Origin of the sequence: Bifidobacterium saguini DSM 23967, from assembly GCF_000741715.1 — a bacterium.
GTDB lineage: Bacteria > Actinomycetota > Actinomycetes > Actinomycetales > Bifidobacteriaceae > Bifidobacterium > Bifidobacterium saguini.
On the sequence record NZ_JGZN01000007.1, the window covers coordinates 35,730 to 51,090 of the forward strand.

Below are 15,361 nucleotides of genomic sequence, written 5' to 3' on the forward strand. Positions count from 1 at the left end.
TTCCTTCCGGCAGGCCGTCAGTCCTTGATCGCGCCGGCGGTCACGCCCGCGGCCACGTACTTCTGCGCGACCAGCAGCAGCACCGCGGTCGGCACCGACGCGAGCACGGCCGTGGCCATGAGCGGCCCCCACTCCTCGTTGTTCGCCGAGATGAAGTCGTAGATGCCCATCGTGATCGGGCGGAGCTTGCCGCCGCCCGGGTTCAGCGTGGACGCGAACATGAAGTCCGACCACGCCCACAGGAACGCGAACAGCGACGTGGTCACGATCGTGTTGCGCGACAGGGGGATCACGATCTGCGTGAAGATCCTCCAATTCGACGCGCCGTCGATCTTCGCGGCCTCGATCAGCGACTTCGGCATGGTCTGCATGAACGCCGTCTGCAGAATCACCGCGAACGGGATCGACAGCGTGCTGTCCGCGAGGATCAGGCCCGGGATCGAATCCAGGAGCCCCAGATCGTTGAACAGCGAGTAGAAGCCCAGGGACATGACCACCGCCGGTATCATCTGCGCGAGGATCAGGACGAAGTTCATGCTCCTCGCGCCCGCGAAGTCCAGGAAGCTGATCGAATACGCCGCAGGCAGCGCCACGACCAGCGTCACCAGCACCACGCTGAACGCGATCAGCAGCGACGTGCCCAGATACGGCAGCTGCGTGCGGAACACCGACCCGTAGTTCGCGAGGGTGAAATCCCTCGGCCACAGGTCCGCCGAACGGATCGAACGCCGCTGGGTGAACGAGATGTTGACCATCCAGTACATCGGGAACAACATGACCATGGTCAGCACGACCGCGATCACCGTCTTCCACCAGGTGGGACGATGCCTCATGTCAGGCCTCCTCTTCCTTCCTCTGCGCCCACAGATAGACGAACGCGAACGCCAGGGCCACCAGGATCAGGATCGTGCCGATCACCGAGGCCTCCGAATACTGGATCGTCATATGGCTGCCCTTCGCGAACGCCAGAGCGTACGCCCACGTCGCCAGGGTCTGCGACGTGCCCGTGCCCTGCGTCATCAGCCAGATGATGTCCACCGTCTTGAGCGTGTACACGAAACCCAGCATCAACGTGATCAGCGTCACCGGACGCAACAGCGGGAACGTGATCCGCCAGAACCGCTGCCAGCCATTGCACCCATCGATCGACGCGGCCTCATACAGATCACCGTTGATGTTCTGCAACCCCGAATACAGGATCACCAGATTGAACGGGATGCCCAGCCAGATATTCGCGATGATCACCGCCCACAGCGAATTATCCGCCTGCAGCCACCAGACCGGATCCACGCCGAACAACCCCAGGAACCTGTTCAGGATCCCGTTGTCTGCGTCCATCATCCACTGCCACGTCGTGCCCGACACCATCGGAGGCAACAACCACGGCACCAGGAAAATACCACGCAGGAACCCCGACAACCGGAAACTCTGGTTGAAGAACACAGCCAACGCCAACCCCAACGCATACTGCACCACGATCGACGCGAACACGAACACCAGGGTCTGCCCCAACGTCACCCAGAACTCGGACGACGACAACACCTCCCGATACACATCCAACCCCGTGAACGGCGCATCACCCGTCACGAACGTCCGACGCGTATACCGATGCAGACTCATCGAAACATTCTGCACAAGAGGCGACACATAAAACAACAACAAATACACAACCAACGGAGCCGCAAAACCAAACGCCGCCAACCGAGACTTCGAGAACCATCTCCGAACAAATCCGGGAACAGATGGCGTCACAATCTTCGCAGACGCAACAGCACTCATAATTCCTCTTTTCGCGCAGAACCACTCATATGACCAGCACTGCACCTTGAACTTGTTGGCTGTCATCCGTCTTTAGACAACAGCCAACAATGGATACTTATCTAAGAATCATCACTTCTGATTCAACGCGTCCTGAAGCTTCTGGGACAGACCAGAGGAAATGCTCTCATACTTCAGGCCAAGTTCAGTAGTGCGACCTTGAGCACTACTGGCAGATTCCGCCCAATCGGCAAGATACGTCTGATCCTTAAGTTGCTGTTCAAGCACATCATCCTTTGGAGCAAGGTATCCGATAGACTCAGCTACTTCGAGAAGATTCTCACCGGTCATGCAGTTGACAAATTCGGCTGCGGCCTTCTGCTTGGCGTCGTTGGCTGTCTTGTGATACGGAAGAACAAGGAACTCGCCACCAAACGGGACAGGAGCGCTATTGCCACCATCCTTAGAAGGAATGGCAATAACCTCATACCCCTTTTCCGTGGCGCTTTGCGCTTGCCAAGAACCATTCTCCGCAAAAGCATAATCTTCACTCATGAATACGTCCCAGGCTGCGGATTGGTTGTTCGTGGTGGAGGACTTCGGGGCCCACCCCTTGCTCACCCAGCCGGCCAGCAGGTCGCGCGCATCCTGGGCGGCCTGGGAGTCCGGCTTGGACAGGTCGCCTCCCGCGCCCCAGAACCAGGGCAGATACTGGAATACGCCCTCCTCGGTCGCGATGCCCGAGAAAGTGATACCTTTATAACCGGCGTTGACCACCTTCTCGATGGCCGCGTTCAACGAATCCCAGTCCGTGATGGACGCCGGATCGACGCCGGCCTTCTCGAGGATGTCCGGCTTGTAGTACAACCCCAACGTATTGATGCCATAACTGATGCCATACTGAACACCATCAACCTTACCGGTATCGATAATGCCCTCATTGAAGCCATCTGTCTTTACACCAGCGGCTTCAAGATCAACCACCATGCCAGCATCCACAGCACTCGGCAGAGTCGGATTGTCAATCATCGCAATATCCGGCGCATTGTCTTCTTTGACAGCTGTAGTGAGCGGATTCATTGTTTCATCTTGAAGTTGCCGCTCTACCGTATATCCTTCAGGCGCACACTTCTGGACGACTTTCGCCCACGCAGAATTCTCATCGTACTGCGGATAGCCATCCAAAAACACCAAGTTTTTATCATCTGCTGCGGAATTGCTAGAACCACAAGCGGCAAGGCTTCCGCATATAGCTAACGTCGAAATCGCAGCAACTACTTTACGGGTATTGTTGAAAGTCATAGTCTCGTTTTCCTTTCACCTAAGAACAATGCATCCGACGCATGTTCTGGCCACTAATCTCCGTTGGTTCGCGCCGATGCGAAAACTTATAACCAGTGGTTTTATAAAAATAAATCAAAAAGTTCGGCCGGAAAACGAATACAGCCATTCATGTCAGCAAAATATCAAACACTGTCAGCAAAGTATCAATAACACGCCAAATTGGGATTCGCCTCATTCAACAGCTAACGTAACAAACAATTGGTTATATATATCCCCGGAAGAGCAAGACCAATCTCTAACTTATCCAGATTTGCGTTAGCTACTCATACCCCGTCATCATGGCGTTCCTATCACAAGACACACCCGCGTCTACAATGGGTGTATGAGAAATCCACCGTTGCATCGCTATGCCACTCGCCCAGGCTTGTACTTCACCGATGACGGTGGAGCGGACGTCGTGGTCCGCTCGGAAACCGCCGATCAGGTGTGGCTCTGTGTGCTTGAGCCCATCGATAAACCTAGTGCATTCTTCCAGGACGCCATCCGACTGTTCGCCGACCCGAACACGTCGTTTATTCAACAGATTCATGAGTTCCCGGTGTGCACCCGAATCCTTGAACACCTGTATCTACGGGAAACGATTTTCCGCATGACCGGCCCGAACTATGGCCTGTGGTATGTGCATCTGCCCAAGGCCTGGGACGGCATGCAATACGGCTACCGTGTGGATGGCGCATGGGATCCAAAGCATGGCGTGCGATTCAACCCGTACAAATTCCTGCTTGACCCATATGGTAAAGGCATCGAGGGGGTTATGGACCTCGATCCTGCCGCCTTCTCCTATGAGTGCACCGTGCAGGATCGCAAAGTCATTGGCTCCGCATACGGCTCGATGAGCACCATTGACTCCCTAGGCCATGTGCCGGTTTCCGTAGCCATCGATGATCGCGACGTGCATAAGCATGAGGGCGATCCGGATCATCCTCATGTACCGTGGCGCAAAACCGTGATTTATGAAATGCACGTCAAGGGTTTCACTGCCAATGCGCCTTGGCTGCCCGAGGAGCTGCGCGGCACCTATGCCGGTCTTGCGCACCCTATCACCCTTGCCTATCTGCAGAATCTTGGCGTGACCTCCATCGAGCTGCTGCCAATCCAAGCCAAACAGGATGAGCTGTTCCTGCAGGAACACGGGCGCAAAAACTATTGGGGCTACTCTACGTTAAGCTACTTCTCCCCCGAGCCTTCCTACGCCACCAAGGCCGCGCAGGAGAAAGGCGCAACCGCCGTGCGCCAAGAAGTCATCGACATGGTGCGAGCCCTGCATGAAGCCGGTTTCGAAGTGATTATGGATGTGGTGTACAACCACACCTGCGAAGGCGGCATAGAGGGTCCGACTGTCTGCTGGCGTGGTCTGGATGATCTGGCTTACTACCGCCATCAGAAGTCCAACGCCGGACGTCTGGAAGACACCACCGGATGCGGCAACACGTTCGATTTCACCAACACCCATGTGGTCACATTCGCCATTGATTCGCTCCGCTACTGGGCCAAGCGTATCAGCATCGATGGGTTCCGCTTTGATTTGGGTGTTACCTTAGCCCGCTTGAACGGCGAGTTCACTCAACACCACCCGTTCCTCTACGCCCTACGCTCCGACCTTCTGCTCGGCAACCTGAAACTCATCATGGAGCCTTGGGATCTGGGCAATCTTGGCTGGCGTACAGGCCAGTTCGGCATCCCGTTCGCTGAGTGGAATGACCGCTTCCGCGACACCACCCGCACTTTCTGGCTGGAGGATGTGGACGGCAGCATGGATTACGGACGCACCAGTCTGCAGGAGATGGCCACGCGTCTTTGTGGATCCGCGGATTTGTTCGCCACCGATCCAGGACGCGGCGCCACGGCATCCATCAATTTCGTGTCTTGCCATGACGGTTTCACGCTCACTGATTTGACGAGATATCGGAACAAGCATAATGAGGCCAACGGCGAACACAACAATGATGGTTCTTCAGTGAACCATTCCGCCAACTTCGGCATAGAAGGCGTGACCAAGGAGCCGGAAATCATCGCCGCACGCGAACAAGCGGCCATGAATCTGACTGGTACGATGATGCTGTCGCTCGGCACACCGATGATGCTAGCGGGTGACGAGTTCCGCAATACGCAAGACGGCAACAACAACGCTTATTGCCAAGACAATAATCTGACATGGATGAACTGGGATTGGCTGTATTCTCCGCATAAAACGCGTGAGATGCGCCGCTTGGAAACGGTGTCTCGTTTGGTCTCGTTGCGTAAATCCTTGGATTTGTACCATCACGAAGACTTCTTCACCCGCTTGACGCAGATTGGATTGTTCAAGCCTTCAAATCGCGTGAAATGGTTCCTGCCCGACGGCTCTTCCCCGCAGGAACGCGACTGGTTCGACTTAAGCACGCGCAGCTTCACGATGCGATTACTCTCCAACACTGAAGTGGACGTGTGCATTGTGGTCAACGGCGTGGCCGAGAATCGAGAATTCCATCTGCCTGACGACAGCAAGTGGGTTCCCAAGTGGTGCTCCGCGGAAATCAATGGCTTGTGGCCTGGTCAGAATGGGCATATCGTCGCTGACCAGGATTACGAAGACATCAGCGTGTGGATGCAACATGTGCAGAACGCCAATGAAACCGTGCGCCGATTGGCTGAGGAAGCGCAAGCCAAGGCGGCAACAGCGGGTTCGGTTGCTGCTGGGGCAATGGAATCTGGAGTAACGACTGCTGACACCACAGCTGCCCTCAGCGAAGCAGACGCCGTCTCCACGACGGAATTCCCGGCAGTGCATAGGAACAAAAACCACGAGACAACTGGAGGCACGACTATCGACGACGCCAATCAGACGTCGCGAGTAATTGATGCCCTGAACGAAGTCAGCGCAGCAGTGGCCAAAGCAATGAGTGATGATGACGCTGAGTCTATTGATACTGAAGATTCCGCGAACACCAACGCAACCGCAGATGCCCCGACTGCCGACCAGCGCAACGACTCGAAGCGCAATGTGTGGACGATGCCAGCGCTCAGCATTACGCTGATGAAGCAGGTCCAAGCCTGATTGCCAGGTGCCGGCCACTTTGGTCGGCATCTGGTCTTAGCTGGAGAACGTAACAACCAAAGAACCCCTCGCGGTAATCCACGAGGGGTTCTTTGTGCTCGGTAGAAACAGTTCGTAGCGAAATTAACGCTTGGAGAACTGCGGTGCGCGACGTGCCTTGTGCAGACCAGCCTTCTTGCGCTCGACGACACGAGAGTCGCGAGTCAGGAAGCCAGCCTTCTTCAAGGTAGCGCGGTTAGCATCACGATCGATGGCGTTCAGAGCGCGGGCAACGCCGAGGCGGATAGCGCCGGCCTGGCCGGTGGTGCCGCCACCGTCAACGAGGACGATAGCGTCGAACTTGCCTTCGAGCTTGAGCAGAACGATCGGGGAGTTGACCTCACGCTGCAGCAGCTTGGAGGGGAAGTACTCCTCCAGGGTGCGGCCGTTGATGGTCCACTTGCCAGTGCCCGGAACCAGACGGACACGGGCGACAGCTTCCTTACGACGACCGGTGCCGTAGCCCGGCTCGATAGCGGAAGTGCCGGTGCCAGCGCCAGCGTTGGTCTCGGTGGTGTAGTTGGTGAGCTCCTCTTCGGTCTCGACAACCTGGGAGTCGTTGGTGTTTTCAGCCATGATATCTATCTCCTCTCAGGTTTCACTTGGCCTGCTGCGAGATCTGAGCGATCTCGAAGGTCTTCGGCTGCTGCGGGGTGTGCGGATGCTCGGCACCGCGGAAGACGCGGAGACGATCAAGCTGCACCTTTGCCAGACGGTTCTTCGGCAGCATGCCCTTGACAGCGGCCTTGATGATGCGCTCAGGGTTGTTCTCAAGCAGCTCGGCGTAGGAGTCACGACGCAGACCGCCGGGACGACCGGAGTGAGAGTAAAGTTCCTTGCCCATCTTGTTGCCGGTGAGAGCGATCTTGTCGGCGTTGATGACGATGACGTAATCGCCGAGATCAGCGTGCGGAGCGTAGGTCGGCTTGTTCTTGCCGCGCAGCAGGGTTGCAACCTGGGAGGCAAGACGGCCCAGCACCACGTCGGTGGCGTCGACGATGTACCAGTCGTGAGTCAGATCAGCTGGCTTCGGAGTGAAAGTTTTCACTGGAGTACCTTTTCTATATATTGTGTTCCGGGTCTCGGCTGCTTGGCGTGGTTTGGTTAGGACCGCATCCAAAAAGCGTTGAACCTCATTATCCGTGGGCTCCCTGAAAGTCCTCGATGGCGAGTGGGATAGCGCTTTGAAGGACCCCTTAGGGAAACACAACAATCCACTAGTATATCGCCACTACTGACATTTCACACGCCGGCCGCAATACGCACCTATGCGCGCCGATTCCGCGCCATCCATAAACCTTGACTGTAGGTTTTTGAATACTGACTGTAGGATTTCCAACGTTTTTCGTTCAAAAACCTACAGTCGGTGTTCATATTCCTACAGTCGGTGTTCAAAAACCTACAGTCAGAACGGTTAGAAACGGTCAAAAAATGCCGGCGCTGTGATTGGAATGCAATCAGCGCCGGCAATGAGACGAATACCCAGAGTATTACAAATCAGCTATTGAAGATCTGGGCGAAACGTTGGGCTCCTGGGGTGTCAAAGATGGACTCAAGCGGCACCACATTGCCCTTGGCATCCGCCAACGGGATACGCCAGTTCGGGTACTCATTGTTCGTACCAGGCTGATTCTGTGCGCGCTTCTCCCCCACGGCATCCGTGATGGAAGCGGCGAACAACTTGCACGGTGCACCCTTCAGTGCGCGGTACAGTGCGTCCACGATCTGCGCCTCGTGAGCTTCACGGTCTTCAGCATATGCAGGGTCAAGATAACCCTGATCAACCAGCATGGCAATCATGGAATCCTGCTCAGCCCTGGCCGAAGCCTCAAACTCTTCAGCCGGACCGGTCAGCAGACCCAGACGTTCGCGAATCTTCACATGCTCGTATTCGAGGTAGCCTGCAGCCGGCGGCAAATCATGAGTGTTCACCGAAGCCAAAGCGTACGGACGGTACTCGGACGGCTTGCGGAACACACCATCGTATTGTTCGAACCATTCCACAGCGCAGCCAAGAATACCGTGCCCAGCGAGCGAATCAGCAACATATTCAGGCACCACGCCCAAATCTTCGCCGACCACCACACCATTGGCACGGGAGGCCTCAATCGCCAGAATGCCAAGCATAATGTTCGAGTTGTAGTACACGTAGGCACCATCCATTGCGGAATGACCTTCCGGAATCCACCACAGACGGAACAGACCCAAAATATGGTCGATACGCACAGCACCTGCACGGGCGAACATATCGTGCACCATATTGCGGTAGGTCTGATATCCGGTGGCTTCAAGATCAAGCGGGCTCAGCGGCGGCTGACTCCAATTCTGGCCCTGCTGGTTGAACATATCCGGCGGCGCACCGACCGTGGCTCCCTTGGCAAAACGCTCTGGATTCCACCACACATCGGCACCATATGGGTGAACGCCAACCGCCATATCAGACATGATGCCGATATGCATACCAGCATCCTTGGCGGCTTGCTGGGCGGCGGCCAACTGTTCCGCGGCATTCCATTCCAGCCAACGGTAGAAGTCCAGAGTGTCCGGGAACTGATTCTTCAGGTTGGCAATCTCCTGAGAATCACGATTCAGCGCCTGCTCCCAGCCATTCTTGTCATCGGTAGGAGCGCCCCACTTGTCATAGCACAGGCACCAGGTGGCATATGCTTCCAAATCGGAACCACTGTTGGCCTTGAACTCGTCAAAAGCGGCTTGACGTTCAGCGGTACGACCAGCTTTGAAGATAATCCACAGGGCATGCATCTTGCTACGCCACATCGCATCACGATCGATGAGCTGGGAATCACCGTTCAGTGGTTCCACATCAGCATGCAACGCATCCACCTGCTGCTTGGCCTCAGCCGGCAGCGACGCATATTCCGGCACTGACTCCGGACGGATGTACGTAAAGTTCACCAGTCTGCGGCTTACTGGCAAATAGGGGGATGGAGTGAGCGGAGAAACCGGTTCGGCCGCATGGACCGGGTTAATGAGAATAAAGTCGGCACCGGTCTTCTTCTTGGCATCGACCAGCATGGCCTTCAAATCTTCGTAATCGCCCACGCCCCAAGAACCGGAGGAGCGAATCGAATACAGCTGAGCCATCCAGCCCCACAAGCTGCCGTTCTTCATAGGATCGATGAGATCCACCTTGCTGGGTGCACTGATCAGCGTGGCATCCTGCGTGCGGTTTCCAACCGTAACGTGCAGCTTATGGTATCCGACCGGCACATCGGCAGGAATAATCAGCGCCGCCGTAGAAACGAAACGGTCACCAAGATCAAAAGCCTGTGAACCATCACCTGGACCAACACCCACGGTGCCGGTATAAGTTTCGCCATTTTCCAATGTGATGGTGGCACTAGGAGTCTCCAGAATTCCAGTGTTCACCAGCACCTGGTCTTCCACGCCTGCGGTATGCAGCACCGTGGGGGCTACCAGTCTGGAATAACGTTCTTTCAGGATGCGCCTGATGGCAGCATCTTGACTATCTTCATCTCGGGCCTCAATGCCCAGAGCGGCTAGTATTTCAATCAGGACTTCATCGTCGATTTCATGATAATCATGGCTCATGCCCACGTAACTGGTTCCGATGCCGACCAATTTGGCCAGACGAATCAGCGGGCGTGCCAGCCGCTCTTCATTCTCGGTGTTCTCACTCATAGCCCCAGTCTAACGCCCTTTACGCGCGCCACACTGTAATGCAAATGGGTCAATGAGACGAAATTTCCCTGTTATTCAATTGATTTGCATGATTTACCGCTCTGCAATGGCATTACGAACCTCTTGAGAGGGGTCGTTGGCCAATTTCTTCAACATGTCCGCAGAAGTATTTGGGTTCAATGCCACTGCTCGACGAACCATTGACGCAAGGACGGCCGGAGCGCCTTCCTCAAGTTCGATACCCAGTGCACCGAGATAATCAAGAGTCTCGGCATCGGCATTTGGATCCTGAGCACCTTCGAGTCGCATTTTCCAACTCGTGCGCTTGTTGCGCAATGCATGGTCCCGTACCGCAGGTACCGGGTCCTTGGTCAAACGCCCTACCAGCCAGTTCTTATCATCTTCGTTGGAGGCCACAGCCTGACGTACCGAAGCCTCAGGATCTTCGGAAAGTTTGACTAGCACATTCGGGAACGGCATGGTGGTGGCGAGAAAGACACGGTCTTCCACAGGGGTGTGGCGGTTGCCTGCCACTGCTTCAAGCAGTGCGGTCGCACGAGAGAATGCGGCCTGATTGGATCGATCCGGCAGAGGGCGACGGGCGAATTCGGAAAGTTCAGCAGAGTCGGTGGAATGACGCAGACGCTCATACGCAACGGTCAATGGCTCGAAGGTCTTAGCCTCTGCCGTAGAGGCATCATCTGCAGGCTGCTGTTCGTTCTCATTCTGGTCAGTCATAGTTCTCCAGCTTAGTAATACTCAGGCTTGTACAGGTACGGGGATGTTGATGCGATCCAAAAGATCAGGTACCACTGCGGCATTGAATGCTTCCCGCACACGGTCTTCAAATCGGGCAGTGGATTCGAGCGGCACAACTGCAGTCAGTTCTACATTCATCGTGTACTTTTCGTCTTCCTGACTGCCATCGACTTGAGCCAACAACTGTTGGAATCTGGCAAGCTGCGGATATTCCAAGCGAACTCGATAACGCTGCGCGGTCATAATATGCGCCACTTGCGCCGCTTTCATCGCCAATGATGCGGCAGATGAATACGCACGAACCAAACCGCCTGAACCAAGCAGAATACCGCCGAAATAACGGGTTACCGCCACCACACAGTCGGTGGTACCGGATTGTTTGAGCACATCGAGAATCGGCTTGCCTGCGGTACCGGACGGTTCACCATCGTCACTCATGCGTTCGGATAATCTGCCGTCCGCACCTCCGCAGATAGCGGCATACGCCACATGGCGAGCCTTGGGATGCTGCTCGCGAATGGTGTTGACAAAAGCGACGGCTTCCTCGAGCGAGGATACATGCGCGGCATCGCCGATGAATTCGCTTTTCTTCTCGACCAGCGCATCATGCGCGGGAGCTTCAGGAGTGTTCAGAATCGTCTGCATAAGCGTTATCGTCTCGCGCGATCATCCACGTTCGGAAACAACGACGTTGTAATCCTCACCAGCAAAATAAGCGGTTAGGCATTGAATCATCTGACGGGTGAGCTCCCTGAATGCACCGTCTGTGCGCCATCCGACGTGTGGGGTGAGCACAATGCCGGGCACATGGCAGATGGGATCGGCAGCGGCAAGCGGCTCATGATCGAAAACATCCAGCCCCGCTGGAATGTCGCCTTTATTCAGGCGCGCGAGCAAGGCACCGGATTCAATGACTTCAGAACGAGCGGTGTTGATGAACAGTGTGCCTGGTTTCAGATGCGCGAGGTTTTCGGCAGTGATAATGCCTCGGGTGGCATTATTCAACGGCAGGTGAACCGAAACGATATCACTATCCGCAATCAACTCGTTAAGATCGTCAACCGGTTTAGCGCCAGAACGTTCGAAATGTTCGACTGGCACATGTGAATTCCAGGCGCTGACCTGCATACCAAACGCACGCGCAATGCCAGCCACCGTGGATCCAATGCCGCCAAGTCCGATAATGCCAAGCTTGCGACCGGCCAGCTGCAAACCATCGCCACCAGCCCACGCCCAATTACCAACCTTAACATCGGCATCCAATCGTCCGGTACGTCTCACCAACTCCAGCATGAGCGCAAACGTATGCTCAGCCACAGCATGATCACCGTAATGCTCAGCATTGCAGACACGGATTTTCAGCTCACGCGCCAGATCAAGATTGATATAGCTGGCTACGCCGGTGCCACAGAAAACAATGCACTTGATATGACTGTGCTCGCTAAGCGTGTGCAGCAAATCATCCGAGATATGATAACCGCCCACAAGAAGCGCATCAGCATCGGTGACGCGTTCGGCAATCACGGCTTCATCCGAGGTGAACTCCTCGAACATGCGCACGCGAGCCACATCGTTGAGCGCAGGGAAATGCTCTTTGATGGGTTCAATCATTGATTCCAATACGGAAGGCATCACCACTAGCGGCAAATCGGTACGCTCAGGCTGCGTTTCGAAAATCTCGGTCATGGCCACCACCTTAGGCGGGCGGCGGGAGAAACCCACACGGCAATCAATGGCAGACAACAGATCAGGCAACGTTGAACGCGCGGTTCAACCCGCTACTGTCTTGCCCGAACAAGAGCCTCAGTTGTTCGATTGAGCTGCGTGCTCCTCAGTCAGATTCCATTCGCGTACCACGTTCTGATCAGCGCCCATAGAGTAGATGACATTCCATATGCGCTGACGCACCTGAGCATCCTGACTTTCCGACCAACAGGTGCCTATTGGATGATCACTGGAAATCGGACACCATCGGTACGTGCCCTGCTGCTGATTCGCGGTCGGCAACCAATCGATACGGTTCACGCGCCAAGAACCTTTGACGCCCTTCTTACCGGCAAACTGAATACGAGCGGTCACACCTTGATTGTTCACAATGGTTTCAGCAGATGCGTTTTCGGTAACCGCATTGCCCAGGCCATAGATAATCCACGTACCGTTATAGTTTTCGATGGGCTGAGCGCAATGGCATCCAGCACCGTAAATCACGTCAAAAGCACCAGTGTCCGCAAGCTCATGAGCCTCGGTAACCTGCCAGGAATCCGCATAATCAATGTATTCCACCACGGAATGCATGGCGATGGCCACGATATCGGCACCCTGTTCACGCGCCTTGTTCGCTTTATCCACCGCGCGTTGAATATCGCTCTCATGATGGGGATCGTCCGTGTCACGCAGTCGATCGACGCGCCAATCCGCATCCGCAACCTGCCCGTTCAACGATACCGTTCCGGAAATCAGGCCGAGCTTGCCGCCGCCGGTCGGAGAATCGATGACCAGTGGTTTAAGCGAATCCTCCTCGGTCTTATAGGAACCGGTTTGTGCAATGCCGTCCGCCTCAAGCGTGTCCCAGAGCCTGGCAATGCCATCCGCACCTTGATCCCATGAATGATTGGTGGCATGCGTGCATGCGGTATATCCCACGTTACGGGCAGCGTCCGCCACTTCAGGCGGAACATTGAACACCGGATATGCCGAGTAAGGGCCGCCACGCTGCGATATCGGAGTCTCGAAGTTGCATACAGCGATATCCGATGCCTGAATGTACTGCTTCATCGGCTCGAATAGCGGGTCGAAGTTAAACGCTGTGCCATCAGTTGCGTTGATATTCGCACCACGGAATTGATTCCACAAACCGGCATGGAACAGCAAATCACCGTTCACCAACAGCGCGATGCAATCCTGATCCGGGCAATCCGGTGAATTACCATGATGCTCGGCAACCGGAGTAGGAGCGCTCTGGGATTTGTTAAGCTCAGATGGCGAGGTACCGCTCGTCTTCTGCTGTGCTTGACTTGTTGACGCCAAACGAGCATGCTGCTGGCTGGTTCCCAACCAGATTCCCAAGCCCAGCGCCACAGCCAATACCATCGCACATGCAATAACTGTTAGCAGACGTGCCCTTGGCGTGGGAACCGCACTATGCTGCCCTTGCCCTCTGATATGCCCCATATGCGTTCATCCTTAAACGTGTGACTCTTCATTCTCTCAAGGCCAGAATATGACATATTCCGGTCAAATGATGGTCTTTTGCCGTCGTGCCGCGGTTTTGGTATCGCTAGAATAAACCGTGGAGACGGGCGGACAATGGCGTACCTCCGGCTCCGCTATCTAGCGGATGCTTACCGTCTACTGTTCGCATATGAATTCCTTAATTACCGCTCTATTTACCGGCTATCTTGTGGCTAACCCTGCCGCACTGCACACGATTACAAACATGAAACGACCCGACGAAATGGCTTGAAACCGGCGTTATTCCGCCGTTTTCGGCATGAAAAAAGGGTTTTGAGCGAATACCCAAAACCCTTGGTTGCGGAGTCAGAGGGATTCGAACCCTCGAGCCGCTTACGCGACTAACACCTTAGCAGGGTGCCCCTATCGGCCACTCAGGCATGACTCCACGTTGCACACTGAGCGCAACAGCACATTACTGTACCACGAACCGCGGATACGGCGTGCCGTACATGACCAACTTCTTTCACTTGCCTTGTGCCGGCGCAGCATCACCGGAAAAGGTCACAATCACTGCGAATATCACCAAACCCACGCCTACGAGTTCCCCAATGCCTGGAATCTCGCCAAAGGCAAGACCTACGGCCACCGCCACAGCAGGGTTAATGGACTGCATAACGGAAAACGCTCCAGAGGTAGTGCGCCGCAACGTAATCTGTTCCACCACGTATGGGATGAACGAAGCCATTAATGAAATCACAAACAGCAACGCCAGAAGCTTCAGCGAACCACCCGGCTCAAGAGCCCATGTTGCATCTGATTTTGGCCAAATCACATGTTCCACAGCCGGTACACCCAAGAACAATGATTGCACAATCCAACCAATGGTCACTGCAATGCACAGGTTGTCCAAAGAATTACCTCCGGCAGCCACACGCCGGCCAGTGACGATATACACGCCCCACATCGAGCCACCGATAAGAATGGCGATCAAACCAATCAGGAAGCTGCCATTGCTAGCCGGATTGGATAGCGAAATACCGGCGAGCAGCACCACGCCGATAGCAGCAATGCCGATACCTAGCCGCTCACGCCAGCTACGACCGGTAATCACCGCCACCGAAAGCGGCCCAATGAATTCAATGGATACGGCAATACCCATATCCATATTGCTGATAGCTACGTAAAACATGGTGTTCATCAGCACCAATGCACATCCGAGCAACGCCACCAATCCCCAGCTGCGAGCGCTGCGTCGGAACAGCCTGTCTCTCTTGGCGCGCTGCCAGGGCCTGCGCCAAGCGAGCAGTAACAGGGTCATGAATCCTACGCGATACCAGACTGAATACAGTGGGTCGAGCTGGGTAAACGCAAGTTTGGCGATGGCCGTGGCCGTGTAGATGACCAGTGCCTCTCCAATCACGATAAGCACAACAGGAACACGATTGAGGATACTGACCACTGCCTTCTTCATAGACTTCACGCTACTCGCTTGGCCGGGACAGTGCCGGACTCGCATGAACTTCGCCAAGATATGAACTCGAAGATGGAATTGGACCATATATGTGCGTATAGTGAACACTACTCAGG

12 protein-coding genes and 1 tRNA gene are annotated in these 15,361 nt (G+C 55.2%); 1 reads left to right on the forward strand and 12 read right to left on the reverse strand.

Annotation, left to right across the window (positions count from 1 at the left end; genetic code table 11):
• Positions 1 to 17: 17 nt before the first annotated feature.
• The 3 genes from BISA_RS04700 to BISA_RS04710 all read right to left on the reverse strand — a co-directional run bounded on the left by BISA_RS04700 (position 18) and on the right by BISA_RS04710 (position 3,060).
• Positions 18 to 833: a carbohydrate ABC transporter permease gene (locus BISA_RS04700; RefSeq protein ID WP_033890528.1), complete on the reverse strand. Its 816-nt coding sequence runs from the start codon at positions 831 to 833 to the stop codon at positions 18 to 20.
• Between the two features lies 1 nt (position 834).
• On the reverse strand, positions 835 to 1,620 hold the full coding sequence (locus BISA_RS04705) for a carbohydrate ABC transporter permease (RefSeq protein ID WP_237746093.1): 786 nt from the start codon (positions 1,618 to 1,620) through the stop codon (positions 835 to 837).
• 270 nt (positions 1,621 to 1,890) lie between these two features.
• A complete protein-coding gene (locus BISA_RS04710) occupies positions 1,891 to 3,060 on the reverse strand; it encodes an ABC transporter substrate-binding protein (RefSeq protein WP_033890529.1) in 1,170 nt (389 codons plus the stop codon).
• Between the two features lie 364 nt (positions 3,061 to 3,424).
• On the opposite strand from BISA_RS04710, the gene glgX reads away from it, so the two are divergent.
• A complete protein-coding gene (gene glgX / locus BISA_RS04715) occupies positions 3,425 to 6,139 on the forward strand; it encodes a glycogen debranching protein GlgX (protein ID WP_033890531.1) in 2,715 nt (904 codons plus the stop codon).
• A gap of 123 nt (positions 6,140 to 6,262) precedes the next feature.
• On the opposite strand, the gene rpsI is transcribed toward glgX, so the two are convergent.
• From rpsI to BISA_RS04760, 9 genes are all read right to left on the reverse strand, one after another.
• Positions 6,263 to 6,754 carry a 30S ribosomal protein S9 gene (gene rpsI, locus BISA_RS11925; protein ID WP_034534726.1) on the reverse strand — a complete coding sequence of 164 codons (492 nt, stop codon included), beginning with the start codon at positions 6,752 to 6,754 and terminating at the stop codon, positions 6,263 to 6,265.
• Between the two features lie 22 nt (positions 6,755 to 6,776).
• Positions 6,777 to 7,226, reverse strand: a complete 450-nt coding sequence (gene rplM / locus BISA_RS04725; RefSeq protein WP_033890532.1) for a 50S ribosomal protein L13 — start codon at positions 7,224 to 7,226, stop codon at positions 6,777 to 6,779.
• A 449-nt stretch (positions 7,227 to 7,675) separates the two neighbouring features.
• The gene (gene malQ, locus BISA_RS04730; RefSeq protein WP_033890533.1) at positions 7,676 to 9,841 is read right to left on the reverse strand and encodes a 4-alpha-glucanotransferase; all 2,166 of its coding nucleotides are present in this window, start codon (positions 9,839 to 9,841) and stop codon (positions 7,676 to 7,678) included.
• Between the two features lie 93 nt (positions 9,842 to 9,934).
• Positions 9,935 to 10,579, reverse strand: a complete 645-nt coding sequence (locus BISA_RS04735; RefSeq protein WP_033890534.1) for an AbrB family transcriptional regulator — start codon at positions 10,577 to 10,579, stop codon at positions 9,935 to 9,937.
• A gap of 21 nt (positions 10,580 to 10,600) precedes the next feature.
• Entirely contained in the window at positions 10,601 to 11,245 is a 645-nt protein-coding gene (locus tag BISA_RS04740; protein WP_033890535.1) for an IMPACT family protein, read from the reverse strand.
• Between the two features lie 21 nt (positions 11,246 to 11,266).
• Positions 11,267 to 12,286, reverse strand: a complete 1,020-nt coding sequence (locus BISA_RS04745) for a D-2-hydroxyacid dehydrogenase family protein (RefSeq protein WP_033890536.1) — start codon at positions 12,284 to 12,286, stop codon at positions 11,267 to 11,269.
• A 117-nt stretch (positions 12,287 to 12,403) separates the two neighbouring features.
• Positions 12,404 to 13,771 carry a CapA family protein gene (locus BISA_RS04750; protein ID WP_033890537.1) on the reverse strand — a complete coding sequence of 456 codons (1,368 nt, stop codon included), beginning with the start codon at positions 13,769 to 13,771 and terminating at the stop codon, positions 12,404 to 12,406.
• A 361-nt stretch (positions 13,772 to 14,132) separates the two neighbouring features.
• Positions 14,133 to 14,219: transfer RNA gene (locus tag BISA_RS04755), tRNA-Ser, on the reverse strand.
• A 78-nt stretch (positions 14,220 to 14,297) separates the two neighbouring features.
• A complete protein-coding gene (locus BISA_RS04760; protein ID WP_033890538.1) occupies positions 14,298 to 15,245 on the reverse strand; it encodes an EamA family transporter in 948 nt (315 codons plus the stop codon).
• Between the last annotated feature and the right edge of the window lie 116 nt (positions 15,246 to 15,361).

Excerpts from the sequence above, each read along its gene's own strand:
- malQ (WP_033890533.1), bottom strand. The coding sequence starts at position 9,841 with ATGAGTGAGAACACCGAGAATGAAGAGCGGCTGGCACGCCCGCTGATT.
- BISA_RS04735 (WP_033890534.1), bottom strand. The coding sequence starts at position 10,579 with ATGACTGACCAGAATGAGAACGAACAGCAGCCTGCAGATGATGCCTCT.
- BISA_RS04750 (WP_033890537.1), bottom strand. The coding sequence starts at position 13,771 with ATGGGGCATATCAGAGGGCAAGGGCAGCATAGTGCGGTTCCCACGCCA.
- glgX (WP_033890531.1), top strand. The coding sequence starts at position 3,425 with ATGAGAAATCCACCGTTGCATCGCTATGCCACTCGCCCAGGCTTGTAC.
- BISA_RS04745 (WP_033890536.1), bottom strand. The coding sequence starts at position 12,286 with ATGACCGAGATTTTCGAAACGCAGCCTGAGCGTACCGATTTGCCGCTA.
- BISA_RS04710 (WP_033890529.1), bottom strand. The coding sequence starts at position 3,060 with ATGACTTTCAACAATACCCGTAAAGTAGTTGCTGCGATTTCGACGTTA.
- BISA_RS04705 (WP_237746093.1), bottom strand. The coding sequence starts at position 1,620 with ATGAGTCTGCATCGGTATACGCGTCGGACGTTCGTGACGGGTGATGCG.
- BISA_RS04700 (WP_033890528.1), bottom strand. The coding sequence starts at position 833 with ATGAGGCATCGTCCCACCTGGTGGAAGACGGTGATCGCGGTCGTGCTG.
- rpsI (WP_034534726.1), bottom strand. The coding sequence starts at position 6,754 with ATGGCTGAAAACACCAACGACTCCCAGGTTGTCGAGACCGAAGAGGAG.
- BISA_RS04740 (WP_033890535.1), bottom strand. The coding sequence starts at position 11,245 with ATGCAGACGATTCTGAACACTCCTGAAGCTCCCGCGCATGATGCGCTG.
- BISA_RS04760 (WP_033890538.1), bottom strand. The coding sequence starts at position 15,245 with ATGAAGAAGGCAGTGGTCAGTATCCTCAATCGTGTTCCTGTTGTGCTT.